Annotated in this window: 18 protein-coding genes; 8 read left to right on the top strand and 10 right to left on the bottom strand. The window is 65.3% G+C overall.

Annotated elements, in window-relative coordinates; translation table 11 throughout:
- Positions 1-469 precede the first annotated feature (469 nt).
- Together acs and LRS11_RS13205 are read right to left on the bottom strand one after the other, a co-directional pair.
- Positions 470-2,425, bottom strand: a complete 1,956-nt coding sequence (acs, locus tag LRS11_RS13210) for an acetate--CoA ligase (protein WP_260493443.1) — start codon at positions 2,423-2,425, stop codon at positions 470-472.
- Positions 2,426-2,690: 265 nt separating this feature from the next.
- Entirely contained in the window at positions 2,691-4,244 is a 1,554-nt protein-coding gene (locus LRS11_RS13205) for a sigma-54-dependent transcriptional regulator (RefSeq protein WP_260493442.1), read from the bottom strand.
- A gap of 254 nt (positions 4,245-4,498) precedes the next feature.
- On the opposite strand from LRS11_RS13205, the gene phhA reads away from it, so the two are divergent.
- A complete protein-coding gene (gene phhA / locus LRS11_RS13200) occupies positions 4,499-5,284 on the top strand; it encodes a phenylalanine 4-monooxygenase (RefSeq protein ID WP_260493441.1) in 786 nt (261 codons plus the stop codon).
- A 134-nt stretch (positions 5,285-5,418) separates the two neighbouring features.
- Entirely contained in the window at positions 5,419-5,775 is a 357-nt protein-coding gene (locus LRS11_RS13195) for a 4a-hydroxytetrahydrobiopterin dehydratase (RefSeq protein WP_260493440.1), read from the top strand.
- A gap of 404 nt (positions 5,776-6,179) precedes the next feature.
- On the opposite strand, the gene LRS11_RS13190 is transcribed toward LRS11_RS13195, so the two are convergent.
- The 3 genes from LRS11_RS13190 to selD are packed head-to-tail and all read right to left on the bottom strand — an operon-like array spanning position 6,180 to position 8,688.
- The gene (locus LRS11_RS13190) at positions 6,180-6,551 is read right to left on the bottom strand and encodes a hypothetical protein (protein WP_260493439.1); all 372 of its coding nucleotides are present in this window, start codon (positions 6,549-6,551) and stop codon (positions 6,180-6,182) included.
- Positions 6,548-7,654, bottom strand: a complete 1,107-nt coding sequence (gene mnmH / locus LRS11_RS13185; RefSeq protein WP_260493438.1) for a tRNA 2-selenouridine(34) synthase MnmH — start codon at positions 7,652-7,654, stop codon at positions 6,548-6,550. Before mnmH ends, LRS11_RS13190 begins: the two co-directional genes overlap by 4 nt.
- Entirely contained in the window at positions 7,654-8,688 is a 1,035-nt protein-coding gene (gene selD / locus LRS11_RS13180; protein ID WP_260493437.1) for a selenide, water dikinase SelD, read from the bottom strand. Before selD ends, mnmH begins: the two co-directional genes overlap by 1 nt.
- 172 nt (positions 8,689-8,860) lie before the next feature.
- Between selD and LRS11_RS13175 the strand changes: the two genes are divergently transcribed.
- The 5 genes from LRS11_RS13175 to LRS11_RS13155 all read left to right on the top strand — a co-directional run bounded on the left by LRS11_RS13175 (position 8,861) and on the right by LRS11_RS13155 (position 12,845).
- The gene (locus tag LRS11_RS13175; RefSeq protein WP_260493436.1) at positions 8,861-9,712 is read left to right on the top strand and encodes a putative selenate ABC transporter substrate-binding protein; all 852 of its coding nucleotides are present in this window, start codon (positions 8,861-8,863) and stop codon (positions 9,710-9,712) included.
- Complete coding sequence (locus LRS11_RS13170) at positions 9,709-10,506, top strand: phosphonate ABC transporter ATP-binding protein (protein ID WP_260493435.1); 798 nt, start codon at positions 9,709-9,711, stop codon at positions 10,504-10,506. Before LRS11_RS13175 ends, LRS11_RS13170 begins: the two co-directional genes overlap by 4 nt.
- A complete protein-coding gene (locus LRS11_RS13165) occupies positions 10,500-11,327 on the top strand; it encodes a PhnE/PtxC family ABC transporter permease (protein WP_260493434.1) in 828 nt (275 codons plus the stop codon). The genes LRS11_RS13170 and LRS11_RS13165 overlap by 7 nt, the downstream gene beginning before the upstream one ends.
- On the top strand, positions 11,324-12,091 hold the full coding sequence (gene phnE, locus LRS11_RS13160) for a phosphonate ABC transporter, permease protein PhnE (protein WP_260493433.1): 768 nt from the start codon (positions 11,324-11,326) through the stop codon (positions 12,089-12,091). Before LRS11_RS13165 ends, phnE begins: the two co-directional genes overlap by 4 nt.
- A gap of 136 nt (positions 12,092-12,227) precedes the next feature.
- Positions 12,228-12,845, top strand: coding sequence for a DUF4157 domain-containing protein (locus LRS11_RS13155; RefSeq protein ID WP_260493432.1), 618 nt, complete (start codon positions 12,228-12,230; stop codon positions 12,843-12,845).
- 79 nt (positions 12,846-12,924) lie between these two features.
- On the opposite strand, the gene LRS11_RS13150 is transcribed toward LRS11_RS13155, so the two are convergent.
- The 5 genes from LRS11_RS13150 to LRS11_RS13130 all read right to left on the bottom strand — a co-directional run bounded on the left by LRS11_RS13150 (position 12,925) and on the right by LRS11_RS13130 (position 16,687).
- Positions 12,925-13,878, bottom strand: coding sequence for a diguanylate cyclase (locus LRS11_RS13150; RefSeq protein ID WP_260493431.1), 954 nt, complete (start codon positions 13,876-13,878; stop codon positions 12,925-12,927).
- Positions 13,879-13,882: 4 nt separating this feature from the next.
- Positions 13,883-15,202: a hypothetical protein gene (locus LRS11_RS13145; RefSeq protein ID WP_260493430.1), complete on the bottom strand. Its 1,320-nt coding sequence runs from the start codon at positions 15,200-15,202 to the stop codon at positions 13,883-13,885.
- A gap of 57 nt (positions 15,203-15,259) precedes the next feature.
- Complete coding sequence (gene arfB, locus LRS11_RS13140) at positions 15,260-15,673, bottom strand: alternative ribosome rescue aminoacyl-tRNA hydrolase ArfB (protein ID WP_260493429.1); 414 nt, start codon at positions 15,671-15,673, stop codon at positions 15,260-15,262.
- Between the two features lie 164 nt (positions 15,674-15,837).
- Entirely contained in the window at positions 15,838-16,254 is a 417-nt protein-coding gene (locus tag LRS11_RS13135; RefSeq protein WP_260493428.1) for a VOC family protein, read from the bottom strand.
- Between the two features lie 10 nt (positions 16,255-16,264).
- Complete coding sequence (locus LRS11_RS13130) at positions 16,265-16,687, bottom strand: YciI family protein (protein ID WP_260493427.1); 423 nt, start codon at positions 16,685-16,687, stop codon at positions 16,265-16,267.
- 177 nt (positions 16,688-16,864) lie between these two features.
- On the opposite strand from LRS11_RS13130, the gene LRS11_RS13125 reads away from it, so the two are divergent.
- The gene (locus LRS11_RS13125) at positions 16,865-17,908 is read left to right on the top strand and encodes a metal-dependent hydrolase (RefSeq protein ID WP_260493426.1); all 1,044 of its coding nucleotides are present in this window, start codon (positions 16,865-16,867) and stop codon (positions 17,906-17,908) included.
- The last annotated feature ends 6 nt before the right edge of the window (positions 17,909-17,914 follow it).

Raw genomic sequence — 17,914 nt, 5'->3', positions numbered from 1 at the left:
GTAAATTGTAGGAAGTGTCACCAGCTTTGCCGCCCCGAAAGGCGCCACAAGTGGTGCGGCCAGGTGGGCGGCATTCTAGCGAGCAGGGGAAGACCGATATTTCCTCAAAGCGACAACTAATTACAGAACCACAGGAGAGGCGCGCAAGGCGGCTTGACAGGCCATGAAAAACATGACCAGAGAGACAAAAACATTAACCTTAGATGCCAGCAATATCCACGCCATAAAAACCTGAAAGCCCCTGCAATGCGGCTTTTCAGCGATCTAACAGGATTTTCCCGCAGGCTTTTGCGCACCATCCCGGCGTACAGTGTTTCCGCCCTCCCCGAAACCGCGCAGCGCGTTACCGCCGGGTGTTACGTCGCCGGGCAGAAGCGGACAAATCCCGATATTCATCCCCCTTCCCCGCCAGAAAAGAAAAACCCCGGCTTGTGGCCGGGGTTGTGCACGCTGCGCGGAAGCTGACGAATCAGGCCGCCTGCATGGTGCGATGGGTATCGACGAGATGCTGCACCACGCCAGGATCGGCCAGCGTGGAGATGTCACCGAGGGCATCGTATTCGGCGACGGCGATCTTGCGCAGGATGCGGCGCATGATCTTGCCCGAGCGGGTCTTGGGCAGACCAGGCGCCCACTGGATCACATCCGGCGAGGCGATCGGGCCGATCTCCTTGCGCACCCAGTTTTTCAGTTCCTGACGCAACTGCTCGGAAGGTTCCTCGCCGTTGTTCAGGGTCACGTAGACGTAGATACCCTGCCCCTTGAGGTCGTGCGGCACGCCAACCACGGCGGCCTCGGCGACTTTCGGGTGGGCGACCATCGCGCTCTCGATCTCGGCGGTGCCCATGCGGTGGCCGGACACGTTGAGCACGTCGTCGACCCGCCCGGTGATCCAGTAGTAACCGTCTTCGTCGCGACGGGCACCGTCACCGGTGAAGTACATACCCTTGAAGGTCTTGAAGTAGGTGTCGACGAAGCGGTCGTGGTCGCCGTACAAGGTGCGCGCCTGGCCCGGCCAGGAATCGATGATCACCAGGTTGCCTTCGGCCGCGCCTTCGACCAGGTTGCCCAGGTTGTCCACCAGCGCCGGCTGTACGCCGAAGAATGGACGGGTCGCCGAGCCCGGCTTGAGCGCCGTAGCGCCCGGCAGCGGGCTGATCAGCACCCCACCGGTTTCGGTCTGCCACCAGGTATCGACGATCGGGCAGCGCGACTGGCCGACGTTCTCATGGTACCAGTGCCAGGCTTCCGGGTTGATCGGCTCGCCGACCGAACCGAGCAGACGCAGGCTGGAACCATCGGCACCCGCAACGGCGGCTTTGCCCTGGGCCATCATGGCGCGGATGGCGGTCGGCGCTGTGTAGAGGATGTTGACCTTGTGCTTGTCGATGATCTTGGCGACGCGGGTCACGTCCGGGTAGTTCGGCACGCCTTCAAACATCAGGGTGGTCGCGCCGTTGGCCAGCGGGCCATAGACGATGTAGCTGTGGCCGGTGACCCAGCCGACATCGGCGGTGCACCAGTAGACTTCGCCCGGCTTGTAGTCGAACACCCGCTCATGGGTCAGCGCGGCATACAGCAGGTAGCCGGCGCTGGTGTGCAGCACGCCCTTGGGCTTGCCGGTGCTGCCGGAGGTGTAGAGGATGAACAGCGCTTCTTCGGCGCCCATCTCCTTCGGCGCGCAGACGCTGCCGGCGACCTTCATCAGGTCTTCGTACCAGATGTCGCGGTGCTGGTTCCACTTGATCTCGGAGCCGGTGCGCTGGCAGACGATGACCTTGGTCACGCTGCTGGTTTCCGGGTTGGTCAGGGCGTCATCGACGTTGGCCTTGAGTGGGGTCTTCTTGCCGCCACGCAGGCCTTCGTCGGCGGTGATCACCACCTTCGACTGGCAATCGATGATGCGCCCGGCCAGCGCTTCCGGAGAGAAGCCGCCGAACACCACCGAGTGAATGGCGCCGATGCGGGCACAGGCCAGCATGGCCACCACGGCTTGCGGAATCATCGGCATATAGATGGTCACCACATCGCCACGGTGCACATCCTGGCCGCGCAAGGCGTTGGCGAACTTGCACACCTGCTCGTGCAGCTGGCGGTAGGTGATTTCCTCGTGCTCGGACGGGTCGTCACCTTCCCAGATGATCGCCAACTGGTCGCCGCGCTCGGCGAGGTGACGGTCCAGGCAGTTGGCCGAGACGTTGAGGGTGCCGTCGGCAAACCACTTGATATCGACGTGGTGGTCGTCGAAGGAGGTCTGCTTGACCTTGCTGAACGGCTTGATCCAGTCCAGGCGCCTGGCCTGCTCACGCCAGAAGCCGTCGGGGTTGATCACCGACTGCTGGTACATGGCTTTGTAGGTCGCCTCGTCGGTCAGTGACTGGGCAGCGACCTCGGGGCGCACGGGATACAGGGAAGCGGAACTCATGACTAAACACCTCGGCGGGTAGTTGTTGTTCTATGGGGCCTGTTGTATCCCCCGACAGCCCGTAGGGCCATTCGACCATGGTCTTAGCGCTCTACGACCAAGATCCTGGCGGCGTTCGGCGGGCAAAAAAAGGCGACCCGGAGGCCGCCTGCCAATTCATTCCGGGGGAGGAATGCTAGAAACGCCGTCCGGGATTCGCAGGAACCGGACGCCTGACTTTTTACCCCCACCCCGCCTCGCTGCCTATTGCACCAAGGTCGTAGTTCTACTCTTTGCCCAAACCATGCTGGCGCAGCTTGTTGGCGATGGTGGTGTGCGACACCCCCAGGCGCTTGCCCAGCAGGCGGCTGCTCGGGTGTTCGTGGTAGAGGCGCTCCAGCACCGCCTTCTCGAAGCGGCCGAGGATAGTATCCAGCCCGCCATCCAGGGAGAAATCACCCAGCGGCTGCGGCGCGCCGTAGTCTGGCAGGCGGATGTGCTCGACCTTGACCGTGCCGCCGTCGCACAACGACACGGCCTGGAACAACACGTTCTCCAGCTGGCGCACATTGCCCGGCCAGTGGTAGTGACCGAGCTTGTCCAACACCGCCGGCGCCAGTTTGGGCAGCGGGCAGCCGATCTGCCGGCTGGCCTGGTCGAGGAAGTGCTCGACCAGCGGCGCCAGGCCATCCAGGCACTCACGCAGCGGCGGAATATGCAGGCTGAGCACGTTGAGGCGGTGGTAGAGGTCCTGGCGGAACTCGCCCTTGGCGCACAGCTCGGACAGGTCGACCTGGGTGGCGCAGATCACCCGCACATCCAGGTACACCTCCTCGTCGCTGCCCACGCGACGGAAGCAGCCGTCCTGCAGAAAGCGCAGCAGCTTGGCCTGCAGGCGCGGACTCATCTCGCCGACGCCATCGAGGAACAGGGTGCCGCCGGCAGTCAGCTCCAGCAAACCGAGTTTGCCTTCCGGGCGCGCGCCCTCGAAGGCACCGGGGCCGTAGCCGAACAACTCGGTCTCGGCCATGGATTCCGGCAGCCCGGCGCAATTCAGCGCCATGAACGGTGACTGGCCGCGCGGGCTGGCCAGGTGGCAGGCGCGCGCCAGCAGCTCCTTGCCGGTACCGGTCTCACCTTCGATCAGCAGCGGCGCATCCAGCGGTGCCATACGCCGCGCCTCGCGCACCACGGCGGCCATTACCTTGGAGCTCTGGAAGATGCTATCGAAGCCGCGCAGCTCCTGCTTGCGCACATGGTAGATGCGCTCGCCGACGCGGTCGGCGCGGTGCAGGGTGAGCACCGCGCCGGCCAGCGCCTCGCTCTCGTCGTGCTCGGACTGCAACGGGGCGATGTCGGCGAGGAAGATGTCGCCCTTGACCTTGACCCGCAGGCCGTTGATCCGCGATTTGTTGGCGCGCACCAGCTCCGGCAGATCGAAATCCTCGGCGTAGCGCGACAGCGGAATGCCCGGCACCTCGTCCACGCGCACGCCGAGCAGCTGCGCGGCGCTGCGGTTGGCGGCGACTATAGAGCCGCCCATGTCGATCGACAGCACCGGGAAATCCAGGGCGCCGAGCAGCGCATTCAGCTCCAGATGGCGGCGCTCACTGGGCATCAGGCCCACGCGCTTGACCCCGAACACCCCGCCGATGCCCTCCAGCTTGGGACGCAGGGCTTGGAACTGCAGGTTGATCAGGTTCGGGCAGTGCAGATAGATGGCATTGCCCTGCTCGCCGCCAACTTCGCCACGGGCGACGTTGATGCCGTAGTCGACCAACAGGTTGAGGATGTCGCGCAGGATGCCGACGCGGTTCTGGCAGTGGACTTTGATACGCATGGCGGGGCTCGGCTCGGGCTTGTTATGGACGCAGCGGCTCGATTAGAGGGCGCTGCGACATTTTATTCGTCAAGAATATGTGACAGATAAGCAATGCAGCAAGGCGATGACACGCCACATCGCCAATCGCGTAACCATTTCTTTACGAATAAGCCTGAACCAGTCGCCGCATATGCCTGCTCACCACCTTCCCGCGGACTGCCAGCGGGTTATCTGTTGTCCAATACAACAACAAAAACCTGCTGGAGGCGACGATGAAGACCACGCAGTACCTGGCCCGCGAACCCGACGCGACTGGCTTTATCCACTACCCGGACAGCGAACACGCGGTGTGGAACACCCTGATCACCCGCCAGCTCAAGGTGATCGAGGGTCGCGCCTGCCAGGAATACCTGGATGGCATCGAGCAGCTCGGCCTGCCCCACGAGCGTATCCCCCAGCTCGGCGAGATCAATAAGGTGCTGCAAGCCGCCACCGGTTGGAGCGTGGCGCGAGTGCCGGCGCTGATTCCGTTCCAGACCTTCTTTGAGCTGCTGGCCAGCAAGCAATTCCCGGTGGCCACCTTTATCCGCACACCCGAGGAGCTGGACTACCTGCAGGAGCCGGATATCTTCCACGAGATCTTCGGCCACTGCCCGCTGCTGACCAACCCCTGGTTCGCCGAATTCACCCACACCTACGGCAAGCTCGGCCTGGCCGCGAGCAAGGAACAGCGCGTGTACCTGGCGCGGCTGTACTGGATGACCATCGAGTTCGGCCTAGTCGACACCCCGCAGGGCCGGCGCATCTACGGCGGCGGCATCCTCTCCTCGCCCAAGGAGACGGTCTACAGTCTGTCCGACGCCCCCGAGCACCAGGCCTTCGACCCGCTGGAATGCATGCGCACGCCGTATCGCATCGACATCCTGCAACCGCTGTACTTTGTCCTGCCGCAGCTCAAGCGTCTATTCGAACTGGCCCACGAGGACATCATGGGCATGGTCCAGCACGCCATGACACTGGGCCTGCATACGCCGAAATTTCCGCCGAAGGCGGCGTAGGCTTTGGCTCTGGGGGAGAGGGTCGAACCAAACAGCGCCCTCTCCCTAACCCTCTCCCGCAAGCTGGAGAGGGAACTGATCCGCCCCCCCCCTGACCTTCTATGCTCTGCCCACGAATCCCAGAGGAACCCGACATGACCGCCCTTAGCCAAGCCCAATGCGAAGCCTGCCGCGCCGACGCGCCCCATGTGTCGGACGAGGAACTGGCCGAACTGATCCGCGAGATCCCGGACTGGAACATCGAAGTGCGCGACGACCATATGGAGCTGGAGCGCCTGTTCCTGTTCAAGAACTTCCGTCATGCCCTGGCCTTTACCAATGCGGTGGGCGCCATCGCCGAGGAAGTCGGCCACCACCCGGCCCTGCTCACCGAATGGGGCAAGGTCACCGTCACCTGGTGGAGCCACGAAATGAAAGGCCTGCACCGCAACGACTTCATCATGGCCGCGCGCACCGATGTGCTCGCCGCCAGCGCCGAGGGCCGCAAGTGAGCCACTTCGCCAACGTCGCCAACGTCGCCAGGGTGCCGGGCGACCCGATCTTCGGCCCACCGGGCGGGTAGCTGAGTGTCGCCGAGGAAGTGGGACGCCATGCGCCGGCGCATCGCCAGCCTGCGTGAGGAATTCAGCATGTAGAGGGTCAGCAGCGGCCGCGCCAGCGTGGCGGGGATGGCGGAACAGCGCCTGACATAGCTGCCGACGGCGATGGCCAGAGTGTGCGCCTGACGTCTCCCCTCTCCCACTTGTGGGAGAGGGGCCGGGGGAGAGGGTACAGGCCTGCCCTCTCCCGTGAACGGGAGAGGGAGCAGTCCGCGCCCTCACTCAACCTTGACGTAGCCCGGATGCAATCCGGGATGCAGGCAACTCCGTTCCCGGATTGCATCCGGGCTACGGGATCACTCCAGCGTTTCGTCGTCGCGGATCAGCACGTAGCTGCCGTCGGCCAGGTCATAGACGTAGTACATCTGCACTTCGCCATCGACCACCACGGCCGCGTAGTCACCCGGCTCGGCGACGAAATAGCCCTGGGTGCCCTTGACCGCCTCGCTCTCGATGCGCGCGGTCACGAACAGGTCTTCCTCATGGCCATCGAAGTAGTCCTCGCGGGCCAGGGCATCCCAGTCGGCCGGCGCCACGAACGGGCCCGTCAAGAGGATGCGTGCATCGCCCAGTTCCAGCTCGTCGGCATCCGGATCGAGATCGTCCGGACGGTAGACCGTGCAATCCTGGGCATCGGCGTGGTCCAGCAAGCTGTGTGGCGTGGTCATGACTTTCTCCGTAGGGCACGGTCACGCAGGTAGGCCACAACGGCCGCCTGCTCACCGGCAAATTCAATGCGTTCAGCCTTGCTCTCGCGCTGGAAGGCGTACATGGGGTCGTAGTACTCGCGCAGTAGGCCTTCAATCCAGCCGCGATGCAAATCCACGCTGCCACTGCCCTGCTGCTCGGCCAGCGCCGCCTGCATGATCGCCAGCAGGCGCTGGTAACGCTCACCGCCCAGGCGTTTCTGGATATTGCTCAGGCTCTGCAGCAGGCGCTCGGCAAACAGACGGAAGCCGTCCTCGGCGCCATGCACGCTGAGAAACTCGGCGCACAGGTCGATCACGTAATCGCCGAGGATGCGCTCGACGCGGCCTTCGAAGCTGTCTTCCAGCCACACCAGCGGATACGCCTGCATGCCCTGGTGCAGCTCCAGCGGCAGCGAGCAGCTGCCGACCAGGCGGCTCTCGTCCTCCAGCACGAACTGCTCGGTGCCGGCGGCGCGCTGCTTGAGGATGTCGATGGCCAGGCGGTTCTCGAAGTCGATCTGCCCCGGCTGGCCGGTGGCGCGCTTGCCGAAACTGGAGCCGCGGTGGTTGGCGTGGCCTTCCAGGTCCAGGCTGTTGCCCAGTTGCGCGATCACCTCGGTCTTGCCGGTGCCGGTCATGCCGCCGACGATGACGAAATCGCACTCGACCACCGCCTGCTGGGTGGTTTCCAGCAAAAAGGTGCGCATCGCCTTGTAGCCGCCGATCACCCGCGGGTAGTCGATGCCCGCCTCCGCCAGCCACTGCTGGGTGATCTGCGAGCGCAGGCCGCCACGGAAGCAGTACAGGTAACCCTCGGGATTGGCCTTGGCAAAAGCGGCCCAGGCCGCGACCCGCTCGGCCTTGACCTGGCCGCCGACCAGCTGGTGGCCGAGAGCAATGGCGGCGTCCTGGCCATGCTGTTTGTAACAGGTACCGACCTTCTGCCGCTCGATGTCGTTCATCAGCGGCAGGTTGAGCACGCCGGGGAAGGCGCCCTTGTGGAATTCCACCGGGGCGCGGGCATCCATCATCGGCCGGTCATTGAGGAAGATGTCGCGGTAGTCGCTGCTGTTATCACGCATCACAGCACCTCGACCGCGTAAGTCTGTCGCGGGACCAGACGGCCGATCGGCGAAAGCTTCAGGCCCAGCTCGGCGGCCACGGCGAGGAATTCGGCCTCGCCCTCGGGGGTGACGGCCACTAGCAGGCCGCCACTGGTCTGCGGGTCACAGAGCAGATCGCGCTGCGCATCGCTGATCGGGGCAATCTTGTCGCCATAGCTGTCGAAGTTGCGCAGGGTGCCGCCCGGCACGCAGCCCTCGGCCAGGTAGTAGTCGACCCCCGGCAGGCGCGGCACGGCGGCGTAGTCGAGCTGGGCGGTGAGATTGGCGCCATCGGCCATCTCCACCAGGTGGCCGAGCAGGCCGAAACCGGTGACGTCGGTCATCGCCGTGACCCCGGCCAGTTTGCCGAAGCGCGCGCCAGGCTTGTTCAGGGTGCACATCCAGTCGCGCGCCAGGCCGACGTCCTCGGCGCGCAGCTTGGCCTTCTTCTCGGCGGTGGTGAGGATGCCGATGCCCAGCGGCTTGGAGAGGTACAGCTGGCAGCCGGCCGTGGCGGTGTCATTGCGTTTCATGTGCTTTTTCTCGACCACACCGGTGACGGCCAGACCGAAGATCGGCTCCGGGGCGTCAATCGAGTGACCGCCAGCCAGCGGAATACCGGCCGCGTCGCACACCGCACGGCCACCGCGAATCACTTCGCGGGCCACTTCCGGCGGCAACAGGTTGACCGGCCAGCCGAGGATGGCGATGGCCATCAGCGGGTCGCCGCCCATGGCGTAGATGTCGCTGATCGCATTGGTGGCGGCGATACGACCGAAGTCATAGGGATCGTCGACGATCGGCATGAAGAAGTCGGTGGTCGAGACCACCCCGCGCTCGTCGTCCAGGGCATAGACCGCCGCATCGTCACGCGAGGCGTTGCCAACCCACAGCTTGGGGTCGAGGTTCTGTGCGCCGCTGCCGGCGAGGATCACTTCCAGCACCTTGGGGGAAATCTTGCAGCCACAACCGGCACCGTGGCTGTACTGGGTCAGGCGGATCGGCTCGCTCATCGGTAACGCTCTCGGCAAATCGGAAAACAGGCCGCGGATTCTAGCAAAGCTGTTCTTTCCCGCAGCGCCTCATATAATCGCCGCCGCTTCTACTAACCTGTCGGAGCGCAGGCACGGCCAAGGGCTCGCCTGCGCTTCCTCGTTTTTTCCGCTATTGAACCGGAGAACTCCCATGCTCAAGCGTACTTTGGCGCTCGCCGCCGGCTTTGCCCTGTCCCTGTCCGCCAGCCTGACCCAGGCCGCCGACGTGCTGCGCGTCTCCGCCATTCCCGACGAAGCCCCCACCGAACTGCTGCGCAAGTTCAAACCGCTGGGCGCCTACCTGGAACAACAGCTGGGCATGAAAGTCGAGTTCGTCCCAGTCGCCGACTACCCGGCCGTGGTCGAGGCATTGGCCACCGACCGTCTGGACCTGGCCTGGCTGGGCGGTTTCACCTTCGTTCAGGTGCGCCTGAAGACCGGCAACGCCATCCCGCTGGTACAGCGCGAGCAGGATGCCCAGTTCACCAGCAAGTTCATCAGCGCCAACCCGGACGTGAAATCCCTGGCCGACCTCAAGGGCAAGACCTTCGCCTTCGGCTCGGTATCGTCCACCTCCGGTAGCCTGATGCCGCGCTATTTCATGCTGCAGGACGGCATCAAGCCGGAAACCTTCTTCAGCCGCGTCGGCTACTCCGGCGCCCATGACGCCACCGCCGCCTGGGTCCAGGCCGGCAAGGTCGATGGCGGCGTGCTTAACGCCAGCGTGTGGGACAAGCTGGTCGCCGCCGGCAAGGTCGACACCAGCAAGGTCAAGGTCTTCGCCACCACCCCGACCTACTTCGACTACAACTGGACCGTGCGTGGCACCCTCGACCCGGCCCTGGCCGCGAAGATCAAGGCTGCCTTCCTCGCCCTCGACCCGGCCAACCCGGAGCACAAGGCGATCCTCGACCTGCAAGCCGCCAGCCGCTTCATCGAGACCAAGCCGGAGAATTACAAAGGCATCGAGGACGCCGCACGCGCCGCCGACCTGCTGAAATGACCCTGCGCCTGTCCGGCGCCCGCCTCAGCCACGGCAACGGAGTCCACGCCCTGCGCGGCGTGGATTTGCACATCGGCGCCGGCGAGCGGGTCGCCATCATCGGCCCGTCCGGGGCCGGCAAGTCGAGCCTGCTCAACCTGCTGGCCAGCGCCCTGCAACCGAGCAGCGGCGAGATTCAGCTGCTCGGTGAACAGCCCTGGCAGCTGTCCAGTCGCCAACGCCAACGTCTGCGTGCACGCATCGGTCTGATCCACCAGGCGCCGCCCCTGCCGGCGCGGCAACGGGTGGTTACCGCCGTGCTGGCCGGCAAGCTCGGTCAGTGGAGCCTGGGCAAGAGCCTGCTGAATCTGCTGCATCCCGTGGATGTTCCCGGCGCTCGCCGCGAGCTGGCCAAGCTGGACCTGGCCGACAAGCTGTTCGCCCAGTGCCAGCAGCTGTCCGGTGGCCAGTTGCAGCGGGTCGGCATCGCCCGTGCGCTGTACCAGGCGCCCGAACTGCTGCTGGCCGATGAACCGGTATCGGCCATGGACCCGGTGCTGGCCGAACACACCCTGAATGTGTTGTGTCGGCATGCCGAACAGCATGGCGTGACCCTGGTCGCCAGCCTGCATGCGGTGGAGCTGGCCCTGGCGCACTTCCCGCGGATTATCGGCCTGCGTGACGGGCAGATCCTCTTCGACCGCCCAGCCGGCGAAGTCGACCAGGCGCAACTCGACGCTCTGTATGCCAACGAACAGCTGCTCTCGCCGCCCGCGCCCAGCGTGACCCTGAGCCTGCAGATCCCGCGATGCTAAACCGCGACACCCGCGACCCGGCCGCCCTGCCCCGCCTGCTGCTCACCCTGCTGGCGCTGGCCCTGTTGTGGCCGGGTATTCAGCTCAGCGAACTGGACCTGGGCGTGCTGCTGCAAACCGACAGCCAGAGCGAGATGGGCCGTTTCGTCGCCGCCTTCTGGCCGCCGGCGCATGCCCCGGAATTCCTCGAACTGCTGCTGCAGGCCACCCTGCAAACCCTGGCCATCGCCACCGCGGGCATGGGCCTGGCGCTGCTATTGGCGATTCCGGCCAGCCTGCTGGCCAGTCGCGCGCTGTCGCTGTCCGCCGCCTCCCGTGGCGGGCGGCCCAAACCCTTGGCGCAGTTGCTGCGCTGGCCGGTACGCGGGCTGCTGATTTTCCTGCGTAGCGTGCCGGAAATCGTCTGGGCCCTGCTGTTCGTCCGCGCGGTCGGCCTCGGCCCTACCGCCGGGGTACTGGCCATCGCCATCACCTACAGCGGCATGCTCGGCAAGGTTTATGCGGAAATCTTCGAGTCGGTCGACCAGCGCCCGGCCCACGCCCTGCTGCAGGCCGGCAGCGGCCGGCTGACGGCCTTTGTCTACGGCATCCTGCCGAATGCCGCGGCGGAGCTGACTTCCTACACGGTGTACCGCTGGGAATGCGCGATCCGCGCCTCGGTGGTGATGGGCTTCGTCGGCGCCGGCGGCCTGGGCCAGCAGATCGACCTGTCGATGCGCATGTTCGCCGGTGGTGAGGTGGCCAGCATGCTGCTGACCTTCCTGCTGCTGGTGCTGCTGGCCGATCAGCTCAGCCGCGTGCTGCGCGGGAGGCTGGCATGAACCGGCTGATCAATCTGCTGTTGCTGCTCGGCATCGGCGCGGCGGTGATCGCCTCGTTCGTTTACCTGGGTATCGACCTGGGCGCGCTGACCCATGGCGACAGCCTGGGCCAGATGGCCGGCTATGTGCGGCGCTTTCTCAGCCCGGACCTGAGCACCGCGCACCTCGCCGCCATCGGCCGTGGCGCAATGGAAACCCTGGCCATGTCGGCCATCGGCACCTTGCTCGCGGCGGTATTCGGCCTGTTGCTGGCCTTGCCCGCCGCCGGGCGCTTCGGCTGGCCGCTGCAGAGCGCCGCGCGGCTGCTACTGAATGCGCTGCGGGCGATTCCCGAATTGGTCTGGGCGGCGCTGATGGTGCTGGCCGCCGGACTCGGCCCGAATGCCGGCACCCTGGCCCTGGCCCTGCACACCGCCGGGGTGCTCGGCCGGCTGTTTGCCGAGGCCCTGGAAAACACCCCGACGGCGCCGGCCGAGGCCATCCGCCTGCAGGGCGGCAGCCAGGTCGCGGCCTTCTGCTATGGCACCTTGCCCAACCTGTGGCCGCAGCTGTTGGCCTACTGCCTGTACCGCTGGGAAAACAATATCCGCATGGCCAGCGTGCTCGGCTTCGTCGGCGCCGGCGGCCTGGGGCAGATGCTCTACGTCAGCCTCAGCCTGTTTCAGGAGGCCCAGGCCAGTACGGTGATTCTGGCCATGCTGGTGCTGGTGTTCGGCGTCGATGCGCTGAGCGGCTGGACGCGGCAACGCTGGGTGCGGGCGTAGGGCGGGTGAAACCCGCGGTGCGCGCCACGCGGGTTTCACCCGCCCTACTCGGCACCAAAGCCGGTCGCCACTGTCCAACCCGGCGCGGCACCGTCCAGGCGGCACGGGCCGCACATCATGGTTACGGGAGACTGCCTTGCCTGCTGTATTTTCACGTCGCATTTTTCGCCTGGTCGCCCTGCTTGGCGGGCTCGGCCTGGCCGCCTCGGTGCTGGCCTGCCCAAGCGGGCAGCAGCAGGTCTGCGCGGTGGTGTGCTTCTGTGCACCGATCAGCCAGGCAGACATCGAGGTGCTCTACGAAGACGTCAGCCAGATGGCCGCCTCGGGCCTGGAGCAGTGGCTGCTGCAGTCACGCGAGACGGCGGCCGCCAGCGGCACCCAACCGATTCCGCTGCATATCCGCGCCCAACTGGAGCCCTACTACGACATCGGCGTACTCGACGCGGCGCGCTACAAGGTGGGTGACGGCGAAACCCTGGGCGCCGCCAATACCATGCTGCAGAACCCCGATGTGCAGGCGGTGACGCTGATCGACATCATCGTTTTCCGTAACGCCGCAGACGCGCAGGACAATGTCGCGCTATGGGCCCACGAGCTGTTGCATGTGCAGCAGTACCAGCAGTGGGGCGTGCGCGAATTCGCCCGCCGCTACACCCGCGACCACGACGCCATCGAAGCCCCCGCCTACAAGCTGCAAATCGAAGTCGCCCGCGCGCTACGCGCCCAGGTGGCGCAGAACGGGCAGGTGCGCTAGGGCTTCGTCATAGAGGTGTCGCCTGATCTCCCGGATTGCATCCGGGCTACGGACGCCCCGGCTCTAGCTCGCGAGACTTTCAGGCCTGGCAGGCGTCCGCTTCGCCACCACCACAGTGGCCATATTGCAGGCGGTCGCGGCCCTGCTGCTTGGCCTGGTAGAGCAGACGATCCACCGCCTCGATAAAGGCCAGCGGCGTGTCATGCGCCTCTGGGATGATGGTGCCGACGCCCAGGCTGACGGTCACCAGCTGTGCCACGTTGGACTGTTCGTGGCTGATCTGCTCCTTGCGCACCAGCTTGCGGCAGCGCTCGGCGATCTTCTGCGCCGACTCGCCGTCGGTCTCCGGCAGCACCAGCACGAACTCCTCGCCACCGTAGCGCGCCACGCAATCACGCGGGCGCACCGCCGCGCCCTGCAGCGCCTGGCCGATGCGCTTGAGGCAGTCGTCGCCGCGGATATGCCCGTAGTGGTCGTTGAACTGCTTGAAGAAGTCGATATCCAGCAGGATCAGCGACAGCGGCCGGCGGGTACGCTGGGCGTTGCCCCATTCGATGTCGAGGATCGAGTCGAACATGCGTCGGTTGTTGATACCGGTCAGGCCGTCCTTGTAGGAGTACTCCTCCAGCTGCCGTTGCAGGGCCAGCAGCTGTTCCTCGGTCTTCTTGCGCTCGCTGATGTCGAACATGAAGCCGACCAGTGCCTCGGTCTCGCCGTTGGCGTCACGCATCACGTGCACCACATCGCGGATCCACACATAGTCGCCGTCCTTGGTCAGCGCCCGGTAGTCGGCCTCATGGTCGATGCCGCACTGGGACTGGGCGATGCAGAAGTTCACCACGCGCTCGCGGTCTTCCTCGTGGATGCGCTCGGCCCAGTCGTTCGCGCTGATCCAGCTCTGCTGCGTCCAGCCCAGCAGCGGTTCGATCTGCGGGCCGATGTAGGCGAAGGTCATGCTCTTCCAGTCGATCTTCCAGGGAATTGCCTTGGTCGACTCGAGCAGGGTCTTGTAGACGGCGCTGTCGGTTTCCACGGTCTCAGGCCTCGGCTTGCGGAGCTAAAGTCTCGCACGCGCGCACAGCGCGTGCGTACAGCTGCATCAGATTTTCCGGCTGATCGTAGGCGATCCGTTCGCCGGCGCGCAGGTCACGACGCATGATGAAGATCATCTGCTCCAACACAGCCTGGGGGAAATCCCCCGCCGGCCGGCCACAGACCTCTTGCAGACGACCGGCAATCACCGCGGTGTCGCTGACCAGTGGGCAGATGCGGTAGCGATAGGTGCCACCAATGGCCTCCGGCGGCAGATCCATAAAGCGCCCGGGAATCTGCCGGAAGAAACTCAGCGGCAGGCGGTAGGCGTTGTGGCCAAGAATCGGCAGGTCGTCCGGCACCTGCGCCTCGTCGTCCAGTTCCTGCAGGTTGGTGGCCAGCGGCAGCAGGCGATCCAGCTGGTACTGCTGCATATGCGGGTTGCCGACCCGCACCAGGTTGGCGATCAGCTCACCCAGCGAAGCGTGGCCGATGATCGCCGCGCGCTTGGGCAGGCCGCCCCAGGCACCGTCCGCGCCGTTGAGCAGGGCCTCAATCAGCGAGGCGTTCTCGAAGCCGCCGCCGGCGTGCATGTGCACCACGATCTTCAGCGGTGGCGGCAGGAAGCTGCGCGCGGCAGCGATGAAGGCGCCGACCTGCAACGGCAGGTAGGTGCCACGGTCGTCCTCGATGCTGACGCCCTCGATCGGTTGCTCGGCGAGCATGGCCAGCACCTCGAACACGCCGTCCGGGTTCTCGGCAAAGGCGTCGCAGCCATCGACGATGTTGATCAGGATGCGCGGTGCGCCGCCGTGATCGCCGCGAATGTTCTCCTGCAGCCACTGGATGCTGGCCGGCAGGCTGCGCAGCACGGTGGCCAGGTCGTACTGGCCGGCCATACCCTCCTTGCTCAGGTAGATTTCGTGCAGGGTGTTGGGCACCCGGTAGTCGCGCAGTTTGAGCTGCGACGGATCGGGCACGAAGGTGCCGCCGGCATCCACCAGGCCCATGGCGGTGAAGGCGAAGCAGCCGGTCATGTCGATCTGCTGGTCGCGCAGATACATCATGAAGTCGTCGTCGACTTCCAGTTCGTCCGGGTAGGAATAATCGAGGGTGCCGAGGTGGATGTTGCGGAAACCGAACTCGCGCAGCTTGGGCAGGATCGCCAGCTTGTCCGCCAGGGTCTGGCCAATCCGCGCACCCACCGGGTTCTCACGCAGGGACAGATCGATCAGATAGGGGTCTAGGTTGCGCAGGCGCTCGATCTTCTCCTGGGCGGCGGCTAGGTGCTGGCGGGCTTGCTGTGCGGCTGCTGGCATAGGCATATCACGGTCCCTGTCGTTGGCTGGGACTGTTTATACACCAGGGCCGTTGCACGCCGTCTAGAAATCCACCTTGCCGCGCCCGGCCTTGATCGCTCCGCGCTTGCTCTTGCCCTCCAGGCGGCGCTTCTTCGAGCCCAGGGTGGGTTTGGTCGGACGACGCGCCTTCTCGGTCTTGCCGGCGCTGCGGATCAGCTCGGCCAGGCGCTCCAGGGCGTCGGCGCGGTTCTGCTCCTGGGTGCGGTACTGCTGGGCCTTGATGATCACCACGCCTTCGGCGGTGATGCGGCTGTCGCGCAGCTCCAGCAAACGCTCCTTGTAGAACGGCGGCAACGACGAAGCCTGGCTGTCGAAGCGCAAATGCACGGCGCTGGACACCTTGTTGACGTTCTGCCCGCCGGCGCCCTGGGCACGGATGGCGGTCAGCTCGACTTCATCGTCGGGCAGGTGGACGCTGTTGGAAATCACCAGCATGGGGTGGGGCCGGAAAGCTGAGGGGCGCTCAGGATAACCCGGCGCCCCTCACGCTGTTGAGCCGATCCAGCAGCACGCGGGTGGATAAGCAGAGCGTTATCCACCCTACGCGGCTGATCCCGGCTTGGGCGGCTCGGCGTAGGGTGCGCCGTGCGCACCTGGGCTCAGAGCTGACAATCACCGGAGCAGTTGACCATCCAGGGCACACCGAAACGATCAGTGAGCATGGCGAAGCCCTCGGCCCAGAAGGTGCGCTGCAGCGGCATCTGCACCTGGCCGCCGGCGGACAAGGCCTGGAACAGGCGCTCGGCCTGTGCCATGTCGTCCGCCTGCAGGGACATGTGGCAGCCCTTGATGCCCTCGTAGGGTTGGCCCGGCATGGTGTCGGATCCCATCAACAGCTGGCCGTCGCAATTGAGGCAGGCGTGCAGGGTGCGGTCGCGGTGCTCGGGTGGGATCTCGCCGCACTCCGGGCTATCGCCGAAAGGCATCACCTGCAGCTCGCCGCCGATGACCTCGGCATAGAAGCGGAAGGCCTCGGCGCACTGGCCGTCGAAAATCAGGTAGGCATGCATGTTCATCGCGCGCTCCTCAACCCTTGCCCATCTGCACCCGAAGACGCTCTTCCTGTTCACGCAACTCGGGCGTGAACTCGGCGCCGAAGTCCTCGGCCTCGAAGATCTGCCGAATCTCGATTTCCGAATCGCCCGGCATCGGGTTGGGACAGCGCTTGGCCCAATCGATGCACTCGGCCAACGAGGCCACTTCCCACAGCCAGAAGCCGGCGATCAGCTCCTTGGTCTCGGCGAACGGGCCATCGACCACACTGCGCTGGCTGCCGGAGAACTTCACCCGCACACCGCGACTGCTCGGGTGCAGGCCCTCGCCGGCCTTCATCACACCAGCCGCCACCAGCTCCTCGTTGTATTGGCCCATGGCCGCCAGTAACTCCTCGCTGGGCATCACACCGGCTTCCGAGTCCGCAGTTGCCTTGACTATCACCATGAATCGCATCGTTCATTCTCCTTGTTGGTCATTAAAGGAACCGGGTTGTGCCGCGGTTCTAGCTAGTAGTCGAACCGCTGCCGGGAAAATCGACAGGCCGCTGAAACTTTTAGTCGGAATTTCTGCACTGCCAGGAAGCCAACTCGGCGGTAAGTTAAGCATCTGATTTTTCCAGGGGGTAACAGCATGGATTCGCTCACCCAGGCGGTACTCGGCGCCAGTATCCAGGGCGCGTTGCTCGGCCGCTGGCAAGGCCGCCGCGCGCTGTTGTACGGCGCCATACTCGGCACGCTGCCGGATCTCGATGTGCTGATCGACTACGGCGACGCCGTAGCCGACATGACCTATCACCGCGGCTTCAGCCATTCGCTGCTGGTGCTCAGCGCCCTGGCCCTGCTGATTACCCTGGTCGCCCGGCGCCTGCAGCCCAACCCCGGTTATTCGACACGACGACTATTCTTCACCGTCTGGCTGGCGCTGATCACCCATCCCTTGCTGGATGCCTTCACCAGCTACGGCACCCAGCTGCTCTGGCCCATGCCCCTTCCGCCGGTGGCCTGGTCCTCGGTGTTCATCATCGATCCGCTCTACACCCTACCCTTGCTGGTAGCGGTGATCGCCGGCCTGCTGCGTGGCCTGCGCGAGCGGCCGCAATGGCTGGCCATCTCTGCACTGGGTCTGTCCAGCCTGTACCTGGCCTTTACCGTGGCCGGCAAGTGGATGGCCGAGCAGCAGGTCGAACAGGTCCTGGCCCAGCGCGGCATCCAGGCCGAGCAAGTGTTCAGCACGCCGACACCGTTCAACAGCCTGCTCTGGCGGGTCATCGTGATCGACGGTGCGGACTACCACGAGGCCCTGGTCGGCTGGCTCGACGATAAACCGCCACAACTGGAACGCATTCCCCGTGGCACGGCCCTGGCCAAGCCGCTGCAGCATTCGCCCCAGCACGCACGCCTGGCCTGGTTCACCCACGATGTGCTGCGCTACGACCAGATCGGTGAGCAGCTGATCGTCACCGACCTGCGCCTGGGCATGACCGGTTTTCACCCGTTCCGCTTCATCTTCGCCGAGCGCCGTGACGGACGCTGGCAGCCACTGGCCAATGTCGAGCGCCTGCCCTTTTCGCGTGGCCAGCCCGAACACCTGCTGGTGCTCTGGCAACGCATCTGGAACGACCGCGAGCCCGTACAACTACTGAGCTGGGCCAACGCCCTGCAAGGAAAACCCTGAGCTCAG

Source organism: Pseudomonas sp. J452 (assembly GCF_024666525.1).
Taxonomy (GTDB): Bacteria; Pseudomonadota; Gammaproteobacteria; order Pseudomonadales; family Pseudomonadaceae; genus Aquipseudomonas.
The sequence above is the reverse complement of the archived record's forward strand: the minus strand, read 5'-3'. Positions and strand labels throughout refer to the sequence as shown.